The organism is Colwellia sp. C1TZA3 (assembly GCF_007954265.1).
Taxonomy (GTDB): Bacteria; Pseudomonadota; Gammaproteobacteria; order Enterobacterales; family Alteromonadaceae; genus Cognaticolwellia.
In genome coordinates this window covers 1-20,711 of sequence record NZ_VOLS01000036.1, presented here as the reverse complement: position 1 = coordinate 20,711, position 20,711 = coordinate 1, and the positions used below count along the sequence as shown (strand labels likewise).

The 20,711-nt window shown below is 39.3% G+C and carries 17 protein-coding genes; 8 read left to right on the top strand and 9 right to left on the bottom strand.

The genetic code is table 11. The features are described from left to right. The first annotated feature begins 224 nt into the window (after window positions 1–224). Both ESZ39_RS11505 and ESZ39_RS11500 read left to right on the top strand, forming a co-directional pair. The gene (locus ESZ39_RS11505) at window positions 225–1,124 is read left to right on the top strand and encodes a TIGR01777 family oxidoreductase (RefSeq protein ID WP_317615711.1); all 900 of its coding nucleotides are present in this window, start codon (window positions 225–227) and stop codon (window positions 1,122–1,124) included. A gap of 1,056 nt (window positions 1,125–2,180) precedes the next feature. After that, window positions 2,181–2,618, top strand: a complete 438-nt coding sequence (locus ESZ39_RS11500; protein ID WP_146880045.1) for a universal stress protein — start codon at window positions 2,181–2,183, stop codon at window positions 2,616–2,618. A 131-nt stretch (window positions 2,619–2,749) separates the two neighbouring features. Here ESZ39_RS11500 and ssb read toward each other — a convergent pair whose 3' ends face one another. Both ssb and ESZ39_RS11490 read right to left on the bottom strand, forming a co-directional pair. Continuing rightward, entirely contained in the window at window positions 2,750–3,415 is a 666-nt protein-coding gene (gene ssb, locus ESZ39_RS11495) for a single-stranded DNA-binding protein (protein WP_191321772.1), read from the bottom strand. 456 nt (window positions 3,416–3,871) lie between these two features. Next, window positions 3,872–4,264, bottom strand: coding sequence for an acyl-CoA thioesterase (locus ESZ39_RS11490; protein WP_146880043.1), 393 nt, complete (start codon window positions 4,262–4,264; stop codon window positions 3,872–3,874). A 239-nt stretch (window positions 4,265–4,503) separates the two neighbouring features. On the opposite strand from ESZ39_RS11490, the gene ESZ39_RS11485 reads away from it, so the two are divergent. Continuing rightward, window positions 4,504–5,205, top strand: coding sequence for a 2OG-Fe(II) oxygenase (locus ESZ39_RS11485; protein WP_146880042.1), 702 nt, complete (start codon window positions 4,504–4,506; stop codon window positions 5,203–5,205). Between the two features lie 276 nt (window positions 5,206–5,481). Here ESZ39_RS11485 and pssA read toward each other — a convergent pair whose 3' ends face one another. Further along, window positions 5,482–6,813 (bottom strand): CDP-diacylglycerol--serine O-phosphatidyltransferase, encoded by a 1,332-nt coding sequence (gene pssA, locus ESZ39_RS11480; protein WP_146880041.1) that lies wholly within the window; start codon window positions 6,811–6,813, stop codon window positions 5,482–5,484. A 486-nt stretch (window positions 6,814–7,299) separates the two neighbouring features. After that, a complete protein-coding gene (locus tag ESZ39_RS11475) occupies window positions 7,300–9,330 on the bottom strand; it encodes an NADPH-dependent 2,4-dienoyl-CoA reductase (RefSeq protein ID WP_146880040.1) in 2,031 nt (676 codons plus the stop codon). A 486-nt stretch (window positions 9,331–9,816) separates the two neighbouring features. Between ESZ39_RS11475 and ESZ39_RS11470 the strand changes: the two genes are divergently transcribed. Further along, window positions 9,817–10,245: a hypothetical protein gene (locus ESZ39_RS11470; protein ID WP_223270363.1), complete on the top strand. Its 429-nt coding sequence runs from the start codon at window positions 9,817–9,819 to the stop codon at window positions 10,243–10,245. A 35-nt stretch (window positions 10,246–10,280) separates the two neighbouring features. Here ESZ39_RS11470 and ESZ39_RS11465 read toward each other — a convergent pair whose 3' ends face one another. Then, window positions 10,281–11,645, bottom strand: coding sequence for an MFS transporter (locus tag ESZ39_RS11465; protein ID WP_146880038.1), 1,365 nt, complete (start codon window positions 11,643–11,645; stop codon window positions 10,281–10,283). Between the two features lie 369 nt (window positions 11,646–12,014). Here ESZ39_RS11465 and uvrA point away from each other — a divergent pair, with 369 nt between their 5' ends. The 3 genes from uvrA (at window position 12,015) to ESZ39_RS11450 (ending at window position 16,611) form a co-directional block, all read left to right on the top strand. After that, entirely contained in the window at window positions 12,015–14,873 is a 2,859-nt protein-coding gene (gene uvrA / locus ESZ39_RS11460; protein ID WP_146880037.1) for an excinuclease ABC subunit UvrA, read from the top strand. 150 nt (window positions 14,874–15,023) lie between these two features. Then, a complete protein-coding gene (locus tag ESZ39_RS11455) occupies window positions 15,024–15,701 on the top strand; it encodes a fused MFS/spermidine synthase (RefSeq protein WP_191321771.1) in 678 nt (225 codons plus the stop codon). Continuing rightward, a complete protein-coding gene (locus ESZ39_RS11450; protein ID WP_146880036.1) occupies window positions 15,694–16,611 on the top strand; it encodes a spermidine synthase in 918 nt (305 codons plus the stop codon). The genes ESZ39_RS11455 and ESZ39_RS11450 overlap by 8 nt, the downstream gene beginning before the upstream one ends. Window positions 16,612–16,643: 32 nt before the next feature. On the opposite strand, the gene ESZ39_RS11445 is transcribed toward ESZ39_RS11450, so the two are convergent. Together ESZ39_RS11445 and rluF are read right to left on the bottom strand one after the other, a co-directional pair. Continuing rightward, window positions 16,644–17,270: an FMN-binding negative transcriptional regulator gene (locus tag ESZ39_RS11445; protein ID WP_146880035.1), complete on the bottom strand. Its 627-nt coding sequence runs from the start codon at window positions 17,268–17,270 to the stop codon at window positions 16,644–16,646. 30 nt (window positions 17,271–17,300) lie between these two features. Beyond that, window positions 17,301–18,257 (bottom strand): 23S rRNA pseudouridine(2604) synthase RluF, encoded by a 957-nt coding sequence (rluF, locus tag ESZ39_RS11440; protein WP_146880034.1) that lies wholly within the window; start codon window positions 18,255–18,257, stop codon window positions 17,301–17,303. Window positions 18,258–18,392: 135 nt separating this feature from the next. On the opposite strand from rluF, the gene ESZ39_RS11435 reads away from it, so the two are divergent. After that, window positions 18,393–18,932, top strand: coding sequence for an NADPH-dependent FMN reductase (locus ESZ39_RS11435; RefSeq protein WP_146880033.1), 540 nt, complete (start codon window positions 18,393–18,395; stop codon window positions 18,930–18,932). Between the two features lie 211 nt (window positions 18,933–19,143). Here ESZ39_RS11435 and ESZ39_RS11430 read toward each other — a convergent pair whose 3' ends face one another. Beyond that, window positions 19,144–19,971 carry a formyl transferase gene (locus ESZ39_RS11430; RefSeq protein ID WP_146880032.1) on the bottom strand — a complete coding sequence of 276 codons (828 nt, stop codon included), beginning with the start codon at window positions 19,969–19,971 and terminating at the stop codon, window positions 19,144–19,146. 101 nt (window positions 19,972–20,072) lie between these two features. Then, window positions 20,073–20,492, bottom strand: coding sequence for a GNAT family N-acetyltransferase (locus ESZ39_RS11425; RefSeq protein WP_146880031.1), 420 nt, complete (start codon window positions 20,490–20,492; stop codon window positions 20,073–20,075). Between the last annotated feature and the right edge of the window lie 219 nt (window positions 20,493–20,711).

Here is a 20,711-nt window from a genome sequence, read left to right as displayed (position 1 = left end):
TATTAAACTTACCTAGTAATAAATTAGCTCCTACGGGAGCTTTTTTCTTGACTGTGTTACATTGGTAACAGCAGTCTACTGCTATAATTTATTGTTACCGTATATCATTATACAATGATCTATAAACTGAATTTTTCGGTATAACTACATTATAAAACTAATATAAAAACTAATATATCTAAGTGAGAAATAGCTTATTTAGATAAGAGTTAACTCAAGGAACAATGATGAATATTCTTATTACCGGCGGTAGCGGCCTTATAGGGCAAGCACTTATCCAGCACCTGAATGCCGAACGCATTATTGTTTTAACCCGTAATCCTGAAAAAACCGCTAAAATACTACCTGATAATATTGAATTTATCAGTACACTTGACGCAATTAACTTTAATGAACTCGATGTGGTTATTAATTTAGCCGGTGAAGCCATTGTTGACAAAAGATGGTCAAGCGCACAAAAAGAGACGATTTGCCAAAGTCGCTGGAAAATAACCCAAAGCCTAGTTGAAAAAATACAGGTAGCAACTAATCCACCGCATAGTTTAATTTCCGGCAGTGCTATCGGCTTTTATGGCCGTCAAGGCGCGTTAGCGATAGATGAGAGCTACCAAGAGATACATGATGAATTTAGTCATCAAGTTTGCCAAAAGTGGGAAGCAATAGCCCAAGGTGCTCAATCAGACAAAACCCGTGTTTGTATTATAAGAACCGGTGTTGTCTTAGCTGAAAACGGTGGTGCATTACAAAAAATGTTACTGCCATTCAAATTGGGCCTTGGTGGCCCTATTGCCAGTGGTAAGCAATTCATGTCATGGATACACATTGATGACATGGTTGCTGTTTTATTAGCGGCAGTCTACCAAACTTCACTCTCTGGTATTATCAATGCTACAGCGCCTATGCCGGTTAATAATCAAGAGTTTTCAGAAACCTTAAGTGCCGTACTCAAGCGCCCGTGTCTGTTTCGAGTACCCGCTTTTGTATTACGTACATTAATGGGCGAGTCAGCCGATTTAGTCTTATATGGCCAAAACGTTTTACCAAAAAAGCTACTCAATAATAACTTTAAGTTTCAATACCCTTCATTAGAGGTGGCGCTGCAACAACTCTTAGTTAAGTCGTAAATGACCTGAACTGACCTTTAGCTCAACAGTAGAGTTTCTCAGAGTGGTAAGTGCCTTGATACTCTTATCTTGAAACTCTCACCTTATCACTCTCACCTTATCACTCTTATATTGGTACTCTTACCTTGGTACTCTCGCCTTGGTATTTTTGCCAGCAGTATTCTCACCAGTGATGTTCTATCTGGTGACATTTTTGTTCAAGACATTTTCGCTAGCAATACTTTTACTAGTCATATTGTGGGCGGTAATGTCATTGCTACAATTACCTCGCGACTATCAAGTGTGGCGTTATTTAAACTGATGCACTATGTACATTATGCAGCTGGTTTTAATTAATATTGATTAACGCTAAACAGATTATTTAATTGATCAATATATTGATTCGCATCAATAAACTTGTAAGTTCAACTTGAAAAATCAGCACATTTTTACTATCTTGATAGTAGATAACACCAATTTTATTAATTAAGTGGTCTATTTTATACACAAAAAAACGACCAAATATAAGGTATTTATTTAATAATACCAGTTCCATTAAGTTTGTGATCTTGTTGTGCGCAGGAAAAATAACTCAAGGTAAGGCGCTCGATTGAGCAATAGCTGGCTATTGGGAGTGAGAGCAACACAGCCTTGAGCTATTTTAACTAGTACAAGTGAGCAATAACTTAATGGGATTGGTATTATACCAGGTCCATTAAATTTGTGATCTTGTTGTGCGCAGGAAAAATAACTCAAGGTAAGGCGCTCGATTGAGCAATAGCTGGCTATTGGGAGTGAGAGCAACACAGCCTTGAGCTATTTTAACTAGTACAAATGAGCAATAACTTAATGGGATTGGTATAACTCGTTGTTCAGGACAATAGGCTCCCGCATTATCTAATAAGCGGCATCTATGCAGCGATAATGAGTAGTGGGTCGTTTTAACCAGGTAAAATGATCAGATAATTAGTGAGATTGCTATAAATCAATGGAACCAGGATTAATGCATAGCGCTTGATATAAAACCTCAATATCAAAAGTTATGACATAAACAGGGATTACTTTCAGGAGAATAAAATGAAAAAACCTTTATACCTCGTTGCTGTTGATGGCAGCAAGTGGAGTTTACGAGCAATCGACCGTGCGGTTGATTTAGCCAGTAAAACCGATGCTAAGGTGATGTTGTTAATGGTAAAAGATTACTCATATTTACAACCTGTATTACTTGAAGGCACCTCGCCAGTAATATTAGATCAAACAGCTGAAGAAACTGATACCAGAACTAAGGTGCTAATACCTTTAGTGGAAAAGTATCACAAGATAAATGTTGAGATCACCGCCGAACTGATTTGGGGCGATCCTGCCACCGTAATTCAAAAAAAAATTAAAGCACTACACGTAAATATGCTATTTGTTGGCCGCCGAGGACGATCTCGTATTGTTGACCTACTACTAGGCAGTGTTGCTAATAAATTGGCTCATCATGTCGGCGTACCTATTGTGCTAGTGCCTTAGTTAACCGGTTAAACAACAACTTTTATAAGATATTGATTTAAAAATTAAAAAAGGTGAGCATTAGCTCACCTTTTTTGTATTCTAAAATATACTTTAGTATTTTAGATTAACACTTTTAAATTAAACATGATCTAGAACGGTATATCGTCATCAAAATCAATAGTTGGTTCTTGTGGATTCACTTTAGGTGCATTCTGTTGGAAGCCACCTTGTTGCTGTTGAAAACCACCTGATTGTTGTTGTGGTGGTGACTGCTGCTGTGATGATTGCTGTTGAGCAGGTTGCTGTTGAAAGCCACCACTTTGCTGTGCCGGCTTATTATAAGCTTGCTGAGCTGGGGCTTGCTGGTTAAAACCGCCACTTTGCTGTGGTGCTGCAGCTTGTTGTTGAAAACCACCTGATTGTTGAGAATCTTGTTGGTTAAAGCCGCCGGCATTAGCACCGCTACCACCACGAGAATCTAGCATTTGCAGAGTACCGTTAAAGCCTTGAACAACAATTTCAGTGGTATATTGGTCTTGGCCTTGTTGGTTTTGCCACTTACGTGTTTGCAAAGCGCCTTCAATATAGACTTTAGAACCTTTCTTTAAATATTCACCGGCGATTTCAGCTAGCTTGCCAAACATCACTACACGGTGCCATTCAGTTTTTTCTTTTTGTTCACCCGTTTGCTTGTCTTTCCAACTTTCAGAAGTTGCAATAGTAAGGTTAGCAACCCCGCCACCATTAGGCATGAAACGTACTTCAGGGTCTTTACCTAAGTTACCTAAAATTATTACTTTATTGACACCAGCCATGAACAAAATCCTATATTTGCAGTAAAGTATTACTTTACTAATTTAGTACTTTCCAAACGTCAGCTCGCTCAGAATATTTATTTTTAATAACAATACTTAGATTCTAACACTACGAGTAAAAAATTACGCTAGCTTTGCGCTATTTTTGTTAAATATTTTATTGCCAATTACCTAATGACGCCCCGCCAGAAGCTAAGTTTTTTTTACCGTTAAACAGGTATCAGATAATACTTTTAAAGCATATTGATTTTCATCATAAAAATACTCTATAACCGCAGTATTTGAGGCCTATGCTATTTTGCATTGTCGTAATTCACGACTTGTGCCGTACAATAAAGTAATAGTCTCGCTAAAATAAACGCCCGCTCAAATTTTGTCTCGTTGTCTATTTTTTATAAAAATCAAACTAAGGTTAATAAAAATAAATACCGACATAAAAACAATTTTTAGTGCTGATCATACAAAAAGGTGCTCATTCATCATACTGATTGTTGCTGCTAATATTTTTTGTGACTTTTTAGTTTGATGATCGAAATGCACCATTACCGCAGTACCCGATGCGCATTTTTTATCTTGCTGCCAGGCTTCTTGATAAACGTCAAACGAACTATTACCAATACGGCTAATGTAGGTTTTTAATTCAACGTCAGTGCCATATTGCAGCTCAGCATGAAACTCAACCGTCGTTTTAGCTAAAATTAATTTCCAATCCGTGAGGTCTAAATCAGGTGAGAACCATTTAAAAACCGGGTCGCGCGCGCCCTCAAACCATTGTGCAACCACGGTATTATTAATGTGACCCAGCCCATCCGTTTCACAAAATCTTGGTCTTATACATTCTTTAATCATAATGACTCTCTACATCGCTTTATTATTTAAATAATTAACTATATTAATTGCTGTTATCGACACCTGCACAGATTGATATCACTGCATCCGGTGACCATCATTTACCAAGCGTTATGCTAATGGAAAAAACGCTTATTAATGAAACTTATTGAACATTCTACAGAGATTTTTTGGCAAGGTAATTAAATTAACGGCAGTTTGTTGTATGCTAAAGTCAGATTAATCATAAGTAAGCAATCATGACAGATTTTATTGAAGTATACCCTAACGCACTTAGCCCAGAATTTTGTCAAAAATTTATACTAGATTTTGATAATAGCCCACACCAAGTACCGGGCAGAACTGGCAATGGTGTCGATACCACTAAAAAGCTTAGCCACGATATTCACCTCAGCCAACATGCAGAGTTTCAACCCGCGTTGCAAACAATCTTACAGGCATGTAGTGAACATGTTACTGATTATATTGGTAAATATTTTTTTAGCTTAATTGGCGGTATATCACTAACCGTTCAGCATCCTAAAACCAAACAGCCGGTGGTATTGACGGTTGATAACTTTGAAGAAGTGGGTAAGCCTAATTTATTTAACTTGATAAAGTATTTGTTCAACTTAGCCCCAGTTAACGCCCAACGTTATGAGCAAGGTAAGGGGAATTATGGCTATTGGCACTCAGAAATATTTCCACAACCCGGCGAGAATAAAGCGCTACATCGGGTATTACTATTTTTAATTTATTTAAATGATGTTGAAGAAGGTGGTGAAACTGACTTTTATTACCAGCATAAAAGCATTAAGCCTAAGGCAGGTAGCATGGTTATTGCGCCATGTGGCTTTACCCATACTCACCGAGGAAATATTCCTATTTCATCGAGTAAATACGTCTTAACCTCTTGGGTGAGCTTTAATCCAGCCAAGCAGATTTATACCCCAAATCAGTAAAATAACGCCCGCTATTAGGCTAATACCATGATTGCTTTGTTAAAGAAGAATGATTGCGGGACTTATCTTCGGCAAAAGTTAAAGCAATACGCTCTTAAAAATCCAGCATCTCAGCCGGCTGAATTTCAGCGCTTATTACTATCTGTGTTGATCACTTTTACTATAGTCAGCAGTATCAAAGTTAGGTAAATTCAAACAATAAAAAAGCATAATGTTAACATTATGCTTTTTAGTCGCTGAGCTGATAAAATAATTAACCGAATAAAAAGCTCACGTTTAAAGAAAACGTTTTAGTAAGCGATCTATTTGCGTCATACGCAATTTTTTCAGTAGCTTACGAGGTTTATCAGGATAATTTTGCACAGGTTCAATGTCGCTTGGTTTATCTATTTTTTTTGTGTGTTGGCTAATACGTTGGAATTCTGCGGCAAATTTAGCTAATAATTGACCTTTTTCATCATCAAGTAAAATAGCATTTTCTAAATCTAGTGCCCACGCTCTTGGGTTTAGATTACTACCGGTTAACAAATGATAACGTTCATCAACCACTAAGCCTTTCAAATGAAAACTGTTATTATCGTGTTGCCATAGCCTTAATGATAACGTGCCATTGTTCAGGTATTTTTGACGTCGTGATAAGAAAGTTGCTAATAAGCGCTCATAAATATAGGGCACCACTTCAACCGTTGAAAATGTGCTTTCATCAGCATTATAAAAATCATTCGCTTTTTTATCACCGACAATAAAGCTGACTTTCACACCACGCTTTAATGCGGCATCTAAATCTCTTAATAACGGTTTAGGTAAATTAAAATAAGGGGTGAAAATAACTAAAGAGTCACGACTGCTGCGTACTAATTCTCTAATAACGCGATTAAGTTGATTGCCTCTACTACCACAACCAACAAACATAGACGCCTGAATATCAAAAGCTTTATAGCCATGTTGCTCCACGCTAAATGGACGATATTTTGACGACTTTAATAATCGAGTTAAACGCAGAATATTGCGTTTGATTATTTTGCTGTCTGGCAACTCGCCACCGTTTAAACGTGGTGCCAAATTTGAGTCAATAAGGTAATGTTGCAGGTATTGGCAAAAATTATCCGCTAGCGCCTGGCTATCTAAACGATAGTAGCGATCGAGACGATAACGCTCCGCTTGCTGCAAGTAAACATCGTTAATACTGGCGCCGGTGTAAAGCAGCACGTTATCGATCACCATACCCTTTAAATGTAGAACGCCAAGTAATTCCTTGCGTTTAACCGGCACACCGTAAATATTAATCGATACTTGATGTTGCTGTTCAAGGGTTAAATAGAGATCACGATTTCCACCAGACTCTTTTTCACCAATCAAACCGCGTTGTGCGCGATGAAAATCAACAAACAAACAAATATCTAATGATGGGGTCTGCTGTTTTGCTTGATACAAAGCAGCCAGTACTTCTCTACCGGCTGCATCGTCTTGAATATAAAGCGCAGAAATGTAAATACGCGACTTGGCTTGGGCAATTTCAGCCAATAGCATCTGCTTAAAGTCAGCAGCGCAGTGAGCAATGTCTATATCGGTGTTTGCGATCCCAACGGTAGAATTAACGATGACCATATTAGCGGTTGCCCGCTGGAGTAGTAGCTAAATTAAGTGTTTTATTATGATTCATTCAATCTAAGTATTATTTTTCAAAGTAAACTACCCTGATTGTACCGCAAGATCTTCCACGAGTTGAGACATATTAATACCCGTATGTGCAAGGAGTTGACTTAATGGCGGTAAATTGTCGATATTTGCAGCAATATCGAGTACGTTTGATGTTCACAACCACACTATCAAGAAGTGGGTTGTGAACATAGAGCAAGACTATATTTTATTACCTAAGCTGAGCGATTAATCTTAGTTATACCAATCCCATTAAGTTATTGCTCACTTGTACTAGTTAAAATAGCTCAAGGCTGTGTTGCTCTCAATCCCAATAGCCAGCTATTGCTCAATCGAGCGCCTTACCTTGAATTATTTTTCCTGCGCACAACAAGATCACAAACTTAATGGAACTGGTATTACACGTGCATTAATCGCTTGAAAAAGCTCCTATACTTAGATTTTAGCGGCCAATTCTGCCGCTTGTCTAATCGCCTGCTTTGCATCAAGTTCAGCGGCAATGTTTGCTCCACCAATTAAATGTGCCGTAACACCTTGCGCTTGTAGTTGTTGGTAAAGGCCACGCTCAGATTTTTGTCCTGCACAAATAATAATATTGTCTACGATTAATGTTTGCTGCTCACCATTAATAGCAATAACTAAGCCTTCGTCATTGATCTCTTGATAAGTGACACCCGCTAACATTTTCACACCGTTTTTTTGCAAGGTAGAACGATGGATCCAACCGCTGGTTTTACCTAAACCTCCGCCCACTTTACTGGTTTTACGTTGCAGTAAATAAATTTCACGAGCGGGGGCTGCTTGAACAGGTTTGCCTGATAAACCACCATTTTCTTGATACGCTTTATCGACACCCCAGCTTTTTAACCATTTATCAGGGTTTGTGGTTAGCGACTCTTCTTCTACTAAAAATTCAGCCACATCAAAACCAATACCACCGGCACCAATAATAGCAACGCGCTTACCTATCGGCTCTTTGTCGCGTAGTACTTGAATATAAGATTTAACTTTTTCATGCTCAATCCCTTTAATATCAAGCGCTCTGGGGACAATGCCGGTTGCTAACACTATTTCGTCAAAACCTGCCGCGACTAACTGTTCTGCACTTTGCTCTTGGTTTAAATGCAGCCCAATGCCTAACAATTCAATTTGCTTGTTAAAATAACGTAAGGTCTCAAAAAACTCTTCTTTACCTGGAATTTGCTTGGCATAATTAAACTGGCCGCCAATTTCACTACTACGGTCAAATATTTCCACACTATGACCACGTTGAGCGGCATAAACACTGAAGGCTAAACCTGCAGGCCCTGAGCCAACAACAGCAATTTTTTTCTTGGTAGTCGTTTTTTCAAAGGTTAATTCAGTTTCATAACAAGCCGTTGGATTAACTAAACATGACGCTCGTTGCTGATTAAATACATGGTCTAAACACGCTTGGTTACAACCAATACAGGTATTAATTTCATCACTTTTATTGGCGGCGGCTTTAGCGACAAAATTTTCATCAGCTAAAAATGGTCGCGCCATCGACACCATATCCGCTTGGCCTGTCGACAATATTTTTTCTGCCACTTCAGGGGTGTTAATACGGTTTGTGGTAATTAACGGTACGCTGACCTCTTTTTTCATCCGCTCGGTGATCCACGTAAATGCGGCGCGCGGCACTGAGGTTGTAATAGTCGGAATACGCGCTTCATGCCAACCAATACCGGTGTTAATTAAGGTCGCACCTGCTGTCTCAACCGCTTTAGCCATAGTAACAACATCTTGCCAACTATTGCCGCCGTCAACTAAATCAAGCATAGATAAACGAAATATAATAATAAAGTCATCGCCAACGCTTGCTCGTACAGCACGAATAGTTTCAATGGCTAAGCGCATTCTGTTTTCAATGCTGCCACCCCATTCATCGGTGCGTTTATTGACTTTTACACAACTAAATTGATTAATTAGGTAACCTTCAGAGCCCATAATTTCAACACCATCATAACCTGCTCTTTTTGCTAACTTTGCTGAGTAAGCAAAATCTTTAATGGTGCCTTTGATTTGGCGCACTGACATAGCTTTTGGGGTGAATGGGTTAATCGGTGACTTTACTTTACTGGCTGAAACACTAAACGGATGATATGAATATCTGCCGGCATGCAATAACTGCAAACAGATTTTTGTTGGGTATTTATGTACGGCTGTGGTAATTTTTTTGTGCTTGCCCACGTGCCAAAATCTGCTTAACTCGCAACCAAAGGGGGTTAAACGACCTCGGGTATTTGGACTAATACCACCCGTAACAATTAAGCCAACACCACCTTTTGCTCGTGCTTGATAAAATGCTGCAAGTTTTTCAAAACCGCCCTTTTCTTCTTCAAGGCCAGTGTGCATCGAACCCATTAATGTTCGGTTGGCTAAGGAGGTAAAGCCTAAATCTAATGGCGCTAATAAATGTGGAAAGGCAGCATTATCATTCATATTAAGTCACTTTTTTGGTTGTCATATTAATACCAATCTCACTAATTATCTAATCATTTATACTTGTTAAAACAACCCACTACTGCGTTATCTATTTAATAATGAGAACAACTAGTTATTAAATAAATGCCTTATATTTGGCCGTTTTTCCTGCGTATAAAAGTAGACCATCTAATTAATGAAATTGGTATAAGTTAAATCTAAGGCTAGTTGATGTTTTTTTTCAAACCAGCGAGTGTGTAAAATATCTGCTACTAAGGTAAAACTCAAGCTTTATTTTGACACCTGTCAGATAGCTATTATTGCTGACTGAATTCACTGTGATAAAAAGTGCAGGTTTACTTTCGATATAATCTGAGTATGCTGCGCTATAAATATTATTATGCTGCGCTTTAACTAATAAGGAGGCGTACTATTAACATCGACAAAAACATCATCATTAGCCAAATTACTGAACAACTGCAACAAGAATTAGCTTTGGCATTAGTGGCGGCAAATAATGCCCACAAAGCCGCTACCGACGATCAATCAGTGGCAGAAACACAATACGACACTTTGGCAATAGAGCAAAGTTACTTAGCAGAAGGTCAGTCCAGACGGGTGGACGAAATTCGCTATGCCATTCATCGCTTACAAAATATCCCTACCGCCACATTGCAGCAAAAGCAGCAGATAAACATTGGCTCAGTTGTGCAGTTAGAAAAAGATATTGCTCAACAACAGTGGTTTTTTCTTGCCCCCGTTGCTGGCGGTTATCGTTGTAAGTTAGCAATGCAAGACTCAACCATTAATATCGTGGTTATTACGCCAGAGGCACCTTTAGGGGCTGCCATGATGGGGAAAGTGCTTGATGATGAAATAAATATAAAAATAGCGCAAAAGCACATTGCTGATTTCATCACCATGATAAGTTAACGTCTTTAGTTTGGCTGAGTAACGGTAGAAACTCACTATTCATTAAGCAATGCTTTGATACTAGCAAGATCAGCGGTTTTATCATCCACTTTCAAATAAGCCACCGCCTCGTCATGCATGATAGTAATTTCAATTACGCCCGGCATTTCACTAAGTTGTTGTGCTATATCACGCGCTTTTTCATCACTAATAATATTGGTTGAAAAACTATAAGCCTTGGATTTTTTCAACGGTTTCATCCCCAAGCTTAATACCAACCAAAGCAGTGCAAATAAGCCAGTGACTAAAAATATAGTTTGCTCACCAAATTCGCCGGCAATAAAGCCGCCAAGAATACCGCCAGCAAAGGCGCCTAAAAACTGGCTACTAGAATAAATACCCATGACACTGCCTTTTACGCCTGCAGGTGCAATGCGCGACAATATTGATGGCATGGTCGCCTCTAAATAGTTAAAGGCGGTAAAAAACATCATCACCAATACTACTAATGTGGTCATGCTAATGGGCAGGTACCAAAGTAACAATAAGGCTAGCGCTAATAAGGCTACCGCGGCGCTGAACATTTGTGTCTCTTTTTGTTTTTTCAATCCAATGATCATAAATGGCACCATCAGAAAAAACGAGCCGATTAAGGTGGGTAAATAAAGCTGCCAATGTTGTTCAAGTGCTAAACCATTCTCAACAAATTGCTTTGGTAGGGTCACAAAACACGCTGTTAACGCCATATGTAGAATGAATACCCCCCAATTTAAACGTGACAATTGTCCATCACGAATCAAGCGGCCAAGTTGTGATGGCAGTGCAACATTATCACCTTTAGGGGCGGTATTAATTGAATTAGGGACAATAAATTGAATGGTCAACATGGCAAATACCGTTAATATCGCGATAAACCAGAACAAACCACTTAAGCCAAACGCTTGCGCGACTATTGGGCCAGTAATCATCGCAACGGTAAATGAAAGTCCAATAAACATACCAATGGTCGCCATGACTTTTGGCCGCTGTTCTTCACGGCTTAAGTCTGCCGCTAATGCCAGTATGGCACTGGCTATCGCGCCCATACCTTGCAATGCACGGCCCAGTACCACGCCATAAATAGTGTCTGACATGGCCGCAACAACACTACCCAGAAGAAATATCAACAAGCCGGCTAAAATAACGGGTTTTCGACCAAATTTATCCGATAAAATCCCCATGGGAATTTGTAATAAGGCCTGTGTTAAACCATAGGCTCCGATTGCTAAGCCAAGCCAAATAGGGCTATAGCCAATAAGTTCTTCACCATAAATGGCAAAAACAGGCAAGATCATAAACAAGCCCAGCATCCGTAAACCGAATACTGATGCCAACGATATCGCGGCCTTCTTCTCAATACTATTTAAACCAGATGCACTCATGAAGGTTTTAACTCTTAATTTATAGGGGGAGATATAGCTATACCCTTGCTCGACTTGCTGAAATCTGCCTATTGAAGTGGAGCGGGTATATAAACGATTATATCTTAACACGGGTTTTGAATGAAAAAAAACAGAGATTTTAGCTGAATTTGGATTAAAAAACTGTGCGATAATATTCGATTCTAACTTTATGTTCAGGTAAAACAAGCTTTAGGGTAATTTACTGTCAAAACAGCTTTGCTCGGGTGCTATTTTGTCGTTAATCGTTACTTTAAATCATAGCGTAAGGTAATTTGCAATCAGTCTGATCTTTGCATACAGGTATTTCGTATCACAGTCCTCGGGCGTTAAACTGGTCACCATATCATTATGAAGAAAATTGAAGTCAGGGGTGCACGCACTCATAACTTGAAAAATATTAATGTAGATATTCCTCGCGACAAATTAATTGTTATTACCGGTCTTTCCGGCTCAGGTAAATCATCCTTAGCCTTTGATACCTTGTACGCAGAAGGACAAAGACGTTATGTAGAATCACTTTCTGCTTATGCGCGCCAATTTTTATCTTTAATGGAAAAGCCTGATGTCGATCACATTGAAGGTTTATCTCCAGCCATTTCAATTGAACAGAAGTCGACTTCGCACAACCCGCGTTCAACCGTCGGTACCATCACCGAAATATATGATTATTTACGCCTGCTATATGCCCGCGTTGGTGAGCCTCGTTGCCCAACACACCACCAACCGCTAGCTGCACAAACCATTTCACAAATGGTTGATCGGGTATTAGCGCTTGAAGAAGGCACTAAAGTAATGGTGTTAGCGCCCGTGTTACAAGACCGTAAAGGTGAGCATGTTAAATTATTAGATAACCTTGCCGCACAAGGTTATATCCGTGCTCGAATAGATGGCGAAATTTGTGATTTATCCGATCCGCCGACCTTAGAGTTACAGAAAAAACATACAATTGAGGTGGTCGTTGACCGTCTTAAAGTGCGTGAAGATATTCAATTGCGTCTAGCTGAATCTTTTGAAACCGCGCTTTCACTGACCTCAGGTACAGTGAAAATTGGCTTTATGGATGAGCCTAAAAGAGAGGAGTTGGTGTTTTCAGCTAATTTTGCCTGCGCAAAATGTGGTTATAGCATGCAAGAGTTAGAACCACGTTTGTTCTCTTTCAACAACCCCGCAGGCGCATGTCAAACCTGTGATGGTTTAGGCAATCAACAGTTTTTTGACCAAAGTCGTGTTATTGCTAATCCAGCGTTAAGCTTAGCTGGTGGCGCTATTCGTGGTTGGGATAAGCGTAACTTCTATTATTATCAAATGTTGCAAGCCTTGGCTGAGCATTATAAATTTCCCTTAGATTTAGCATTCAATGAGTTAGATGAAAAAACTCAACAACTCATTTTAACCGGCAGCGGCAAACAGAAAATTGAATTTAAATACATGAATGACCGTGGTGACATTGTGATTCGCAAACACCCGTTTGAAGGTATTTTAAATAACATGGACCGGCGTTACCGCGAAACAGAATCTAACGCGGTTCGTGAAGAATTAGCTAAATATCTTAATAGCCAAAGTTGCCCAGACTGCAACGGCAGTCGACTACGCTTAGAAGCACGTAATGTTTTTGTTGGTAATACGCCATTAACTGATGTGGCTGAATATGCCATTGCTGATGCCTTAGCGTTCTTCCGAGGTCTAGAGTTAACCGGGCAAAAGGGACAAATTGCTGAAAAAATTCTTAAAGAAGTCTGTGATCGCTTAGGCTTTTTGGTGAATGTTGGCTTAAATTACCTTAATTTGTCACGCGCCGCAGGCACTTTATCAGGCGGTGAGGCCCAACGCATTCGTTTAGCGAGCCAGATAGGTGCAGGTTTAGTCGGGGTGATGTACGTGTTAGATGAGCCGTCAATTGGTTTGCATCAACGTGATAATGAACGTTTGTTAGAAACCCTTATCCACTTACGGGATTTAGGCAATACCGTTATCGTGGTGGAGCATGACGAAGACGCTATTCGCGCCGCTGACTATGTCATTGATATTGGTCCTGGTGCTGGTGTTCATGGCGGTCATATTATTGCTGAAGGTAATGTTGATGATATTTTAGCTTGTGAAGACTCACTTACCGGCAGATACCTATCAGGTAAAGAACGCATTGAAATACCCAAGGTTAGAGTACCTTTTGACAAAAATAACGTGCTTGAACTTAAAGGCGCAACAGGCAATAACTTAAAAAATGTTGATGTTGTTATTCCTAATGGCTTAATGACTTGTATTACTGGCGTTTCAGGCTCAGGTAAATCAACACTAATTAACGATACCTTATACAAACTTGCTCACATTGAATTAAATGGCGCCACCACACAAGAACCCGCACCACATAAAGAGATTATCGGTTTACATTTACTTGATAAAGTAATCGATATTGACCAAAGCCCGATTGGCAGAACGCCGCGCTCTAATCCCGCCACTTATACCGGTATGTTTACCGCTATTCGTGATATTTTCGCCGCAACACAAGAGTCACGATCACGGGGGTATAAAGCGGGTCGCTTTAGCTTTAATGTTAAAGGTGGCCGCTGTGAAGCTTGTCAGGGTGACGGTTTAATTAAAGTTGAAATGCATTTTTTACCCGATGTTTATGTGCCTTGTGACGTGTGTAAATGTAAACGTTATAACCGTGAAACCTTAGAAGTCAAATACAAAGGCAAAAGCATTCATGAAGTGCTTGATATGACCATTGAAGATGCTTGTGAGTTTTTCTCACCGATCCCAGCCATAAAACGTAAGTTACAAACCCTAATGGATGTTGGTCTTACTTATATAAAACTGGGTCAGTCAGCCACCACACTTTCGGGTGGTGAAGCGCAGCGGGTAAAATTGTCAAAAGAGTTATCAAAGCGCGATACCGGTAAAACACTTTATATTTTAGATGAACCGACCACCGGCTTGCATTTTCACGATATTAAACAGTTATTGCAGGTTATTCATCGTTTACGTGACCATGGCAATACCATTGTAGTGATTGAGCATAACTTAGATGTGATAAAAACCGCAGATTGGGTAATAGACTTAGGTCCAGAAGGAGGTTCAGGTGGTGGTGAAATATTAGTCACTGGCACGCCAGAGCAAGTTGCTCAACATAAAAGCTCTCACACCGCGAGATTTTTAAAACCTTTACTAGCGAAAGAAAAAGCGGCTAAAAAGTCACGCGCTAAATAAAGCATGACATAAGTATCAATGATGATATTTTTCCTAAAGGCTTGTTTTTATCACAAGCCTTTTTTTGTGCCTAGTATCTTAGCGCGGTTATGTTTAAGATAAATGAGCAAGCTGACACAAATAACACTAATAACTAAAGTAGTAAGCCAAATGACTAATGAAAATAACAATACGGTAGCCTGGCAAAACCCAATGATTTATTTACTGGCCTTCTCTAGTGGCTTTTGCATTATGGGCATTGAACTATTAGGTGGCAGAATTTTAGCGCCATTTTTTGGCAGTAGTGTCCATATTTGGGGCAGTATCATCACAGTATTTATGCTGAGTTTATCTTTTGGCTATTTAGCTGGTGGTAAGTTATCAACCAAAGCGGCTTCTTTAAAGCGCTACGGATTAATTTTTATCTGTGCGGGTATCGCTGTTTTACCGGTAGCATTTTCTGCACAATCGATAATGGAAGCTATATTTCTTGCCATTGAAGATACTCGTTATGGTTCATTATTAGCGTCAATGGCCTTGTTTTTCGTACCAACTGTGATATTAGGCATGATCTCACCTTACTCGGTACGCCTGTTAGTCACTGATAAAAACAAAAGCGGCCAAGTGGCTGGCTTTCTCTACTTTGTCTCAACGCTCGGCAGTGCTTTGGGCACCATTATAACTTCATTTTATTTAGTGTTATGGTTTGAGGTTAACGACATTATTATGGCCTTTAGTACCACGCTTATGGTGCTGGGATTGATTGCCATGATCTTCCATCGCGTCAATCAGTCCAAAAGCTGCCTCAATAGCCATGCTATTAATCAACAAGGAGCAGCAAATGAATAAATTAGTGACTACTCTCCTAATCGTCATAATCAGCAATGTCCTGATTAGCTCGGCCTTAAGTACACAAGCGATGGGCAAAACTATTCACAGTGAACGTTCGTTATATCGCAACATATTAGTCGAAGAATATAGCGGTTTACGTTGCTTAAAATTCAATGTTAGAAGTGCTAAAACTCAACAAAGTTGTATGTTGGTCGACCATCCGCAACGCTTAGTTTTTAACTATACAAAAATGTTATTTTCAAGCTTATTAATTAACCCTAACCCTGAGCGTATTTTAATTATTGGTTTAGGCGGCGGTACGATGTCGAATGTCTTACACCAAATTTATCCAAAAGCGAGCATTACTAACGTGGAAATAGATCCGGCAGTTATTAAAGTAGCACGAAACTATTTTGGCTTTTTTGAAAATGAAGACATTACCGCAGTAGCACAAGATGGGCGCATTTTTGTTAAACGTGCAGCGATCACAAAACAAAAATACGATTGGATAATTCTTGACGCTTTTAACGGTGACTACATACCCGAACACTTAATGACGCAAGAATTCTTACAAGAAGCTAAAAGCTTACTGAGCGACAATGGTGTGTTAGCGGCAAATACCTTTTCAGTCAGTGAATTATACGATTATGAATCAGCGACTTATAAAGCTGTATTTGGTGACTTTTTCAATGTTAAAAATAACAACAACAATAATCGCATCATATTAGCCAGTGCTAAGCGCTTACCTAAAGCTGATATTATCGCCCAGCGCGCTAAATCATTAAAAGCAAAGTTATCCCCATTTAACGTCAACATTATCGAGATTAACCGCAAAATGATCTCAACAGCAACAGTACAAGATTGGCCGCAAGCATCACCACTATTAACCGATCAGTATTCGCCAGCAAACTTATTAAACTTAAAATAGGTGGATTAGATAAAGACAAGCATCGTTAAAAATCAAAGCTTAGCAGGTTCGCCTATGCCCAGCTTAAATTCATGCATATATTCAAGTAACGCTTGGTGCTCAGCAGATGAGGATTGACTAAGCGCAGCTGTTACGCCTTGTTGATCTGCTATTGAACGATGCTGACCCAGCTTGGCTTTTGCGTCAATAACATCGATTGAAATTTTAAAACCTACAATGCCTTTGCTTAATTTTTCTTGATAATCTGCAGTAACCACATCGCGCTTAACTAACAACTCAGGCTCATGTTTGAGCATAAGCATTTCAATCGCTTGGATTGTCTCATTTCCACTGAGTATTTCAGCACAGCCTTTGATATGTACTGCGGCATAATTCCATGTCGGTACTGCAGGTTTATTGTCATACCAAGTTGGAGAAATATAGCCATGAGGACCATTAAATATCACCAAGTGTTGCTGCAATGCATCGTGTTGAAACTCACGCCAATGTGGATTATTACGAGCAAAGTGCCCGATTAAACAGCGATTACTAGCATCTAACATTAACGGTAGATGACTCGACTGCAATGACGGTGAAACGATTGTTGCAAAGCTATGCTTCTCAATAAAGGCAAAAATATCCGATTGTTCAACTAAGCGCCATTTTTCTGGAACGTGCATAGTATTTACTCTCCTTGTTCGATAAGATCATTAACTTTTCTTTTTTAAACTTAAACGCTTTTTGCCTGATGATGTTGCTGTTGGTTTTTTCACATCTATACGGGTTAGTTTTCGCGCAGCAGCATGTGCTTTCGACTCGATGGTTTTACTGGCATGTTTAATATCTGTTATGTCGACTTTTTCAACCGCATCAATAACGTCTACCTGAGTAACGTCATCATCATTAATTTCTGCTTCAGTAAAGTCATCTCCCAGTGCGGTTTTGCGAGAACCCGCCACTGCTGTGTTTATCTCCGCCATTTCGCTTACTGTTAAGTCGCGCCACTCTCCCGAACGTAAATTGCCCAGTTCAACATTCATAATGCGCGAACGTTGTAGCTCAGTCACTTCATAATCAAGATATTCACACATACGGCGAATTTGTCGATTCAAGCCTTGGGTGAGAATAATACGAAAAACAAATTTACTCTCATGTTTAACAACACAGGGTTTGGTAATAGTGCCTAAAATAGGCACACCTTTTGACATCCGTTCAACAAAGCGTTCACTGATCGGCTTGTCCACTTTGACGATATATTCTTTATCGTGGGCATTTTCGGCCCGTAATATTTTATTAACAATATCACCGTCACTGGTCAGAAATATCAGCCCTTCTGAGGGTTTATCTAATCTGCCGATAGGAAATATGCGTTTAGTATGGCCAATAGCATCAATAATATTGCCTTTTACTTGCCGCTCAGTGGTACAAGTAATGCCCATTGGCTTGTTATAAGCAATATAAACTCGGTCGGTATGATTACTTGCGCTGGCTTTAATCTCATTACCATCAATACAAACGATATCACCGGACACAACTTTGGTGCCAAGCTCTGGTACTTTGCCATTAATGGTCACACGACTTTTCTCGATCAATTTATCGGCAAATCGACGCGAACAATAGCCCGAGTCACTAATATATTTGTTTAAACGTTTTTCGTAACTTGACACTGGCTATCCTAAATAAGATCAGTAAATGCTAAATTTAATGCATAGTATTTTACCTAAATTTTGTCACACTGTAGAGTAATGTTATTCAAAGCAGTTAAAAACTCTGCAAACCAAGCTATAAACAAGGGAATAAATATGAAAATAATCGCCTTTGGCGCGAGTTCAAGTCGCCAGTCAATCAACAAGCAACTTGCCACGTATGCTGCTAACTTAGCTGCTGAAATTCAAGCAAATATTGATGCTGAAGTACTGGATTTAAACGCCTTTGAATTACCACTTTTTAGCCAAGATAAGGAAGCGGAATTAGGCCAACCTGAAGCAGCAAAAATATTCTTTGATAAACTCGGTGAAAGTGATGCCATTATCATTTCATTTGCTGAGCATAACGGTAGTTACACTGCCGCCTATAAAAATTTATTTGATTGGACCTCACGGATTAATCAAAAAGTTTTTCAAAGTAAGCCTATGTTATTACTTGCTACATCACCAGGGCCGGGGGGCGCAAGTAGTGTCTTAGCGGCGGCAACCGCTTCAGCACCCTACTTTGCTGGCGAAGTTAAAGCGTCATTATCTGTGCCCAACTTTTTTGAACACTTTGATATGAAAAATAACAGGTTAACTAACGATGAGTTACATCAGCAATTGCTCAACGCCATAAAACTTTTAATCACATAACATCGAGTAAAGACCTAAACACTACATGCAGGGTTTAGGTCTTATCACTAGCGTTAATATTACCCTTCACCTTAATATTAACCATAACATTGGGTTGTTTGGGCTTATACCAATTTGATTGTGCCAGCTCTATTACCGACAGAAAAAGAACTACACACAGAGCCTGTCAATATGATGATTAATACCAAGTTGATTAATTACCTGCTCATTTTTAATGGTTAAAATGAATAACTACAGCGTTATAAGTGGATGAGTGGGTAAGTAAATCAAGTACTTCATCTTGCTCATACAATGCACCAAAACATCTGGTAAAGGCGGTAATTTGCTCAGTGCTTGGGAAGGTAAAATAATGACCTTGCTCAGCTTGAGCAATCGTGTTGAGTTCACCACCACGTTCAAGGGTATTAATCGTTTGCTCAATTAATTGGCAACCCCCGACATACAAAGACAAGACATGCCAAAGATAAGACTTATCCTGTTGTACTGACAATGTTGAATTAGCAATAATACGGCCAATATCTATTGTGCTGTCATCGATAAAGTGCAGGCTTGTCGCCAACTGCTTATCGCCATTAAACAGCGCCCAAAACGTTGCCATAACACCGCGATAGTCTGGCAATAAGCCAGAATGTAAATTAATCACACCGTGTGTTGACAGCGCAATAATTGGCGGTTTTAAAATTACCCCATAACGAATAGAAATAATTAAATCGGCTGAACATGCCTGAATTTTTGCCACGCCCTCAGCTGAATTTATCTGATTTAAGGTTTCTATCTCAATAGCGTATTGCTGAGTGATTTCAGCATAGCTTTTAAAATTCACTGATTGTTCTATACTCGACTGCACTTGCTCAAGCGCCCGATAAACGCCATATTGCTCAAATTCGGCTAACGCTTGTAAGGCTTGTGGCCGTGTGCTGTTGCCACCGACTTTACTGGATAAAAACAGCTTAATATTATGCGCCTGTAATGAGGGCAACAATAAATTTAACGCCAAGTTACTGGCAATGTCATTATTGAGTAATAAAACAATGTTCATGGTGATAATTCCTGTTTTGTTGCATAAAATGGCTTGATTGAACTGTTAAATGACACAATAAATACCCAAATACATTTTTTTCACAAAATAAACCCATTATTTTATACCGTTAACTGTTTCATCATATAATATCTGCAACCGGTTTTAGGGTAACCTTGCTGCGTCCATTGCACTTGATAACCGTGTTTTTCATAAAATGGCATGGCTTGAAAATTAAGCGTATCGAGTAAAGCTTTATTACAACCTCTAGCTAACGCCGCCTGCTCCATTTGATATAATATTTTGCTACCCACTTGTTGGCCTCTAAGAGCATCTGATACCCACAAGGTGTTGATCATTAACCAATCACCAAAGGTTCGTCCCGCGGCGCCAGCAATAACATCACTTTTGTCATCAGTTAACTTCACCGCAATGGCTTTACGTTCACTAACTTCCCAATGCGCCCAGTTAAATTCAGCAATTTTTTTATCTAAAAAAGCGATTAACGCGGCTTCAGGGTTTTCAATAATTTCAATGTTCACGCTTAATTCCTCTAATTCCTATAATTCCTCTAATTCCTCTAATTCCTATAAATTATATCAATTACTTTGTAACAGAGTTTTCTTCAAGGCTAGTATTATACCAATCCCATTAAGTTATTGCTCACTTGTACTAGTTAAAATAGCTCAAGGCTGTGTTGCTCTCAATCCCAATAGCCAGCTATTGCTCAATCGAGCGCCTTACCTTGAGTTATTTTTCCT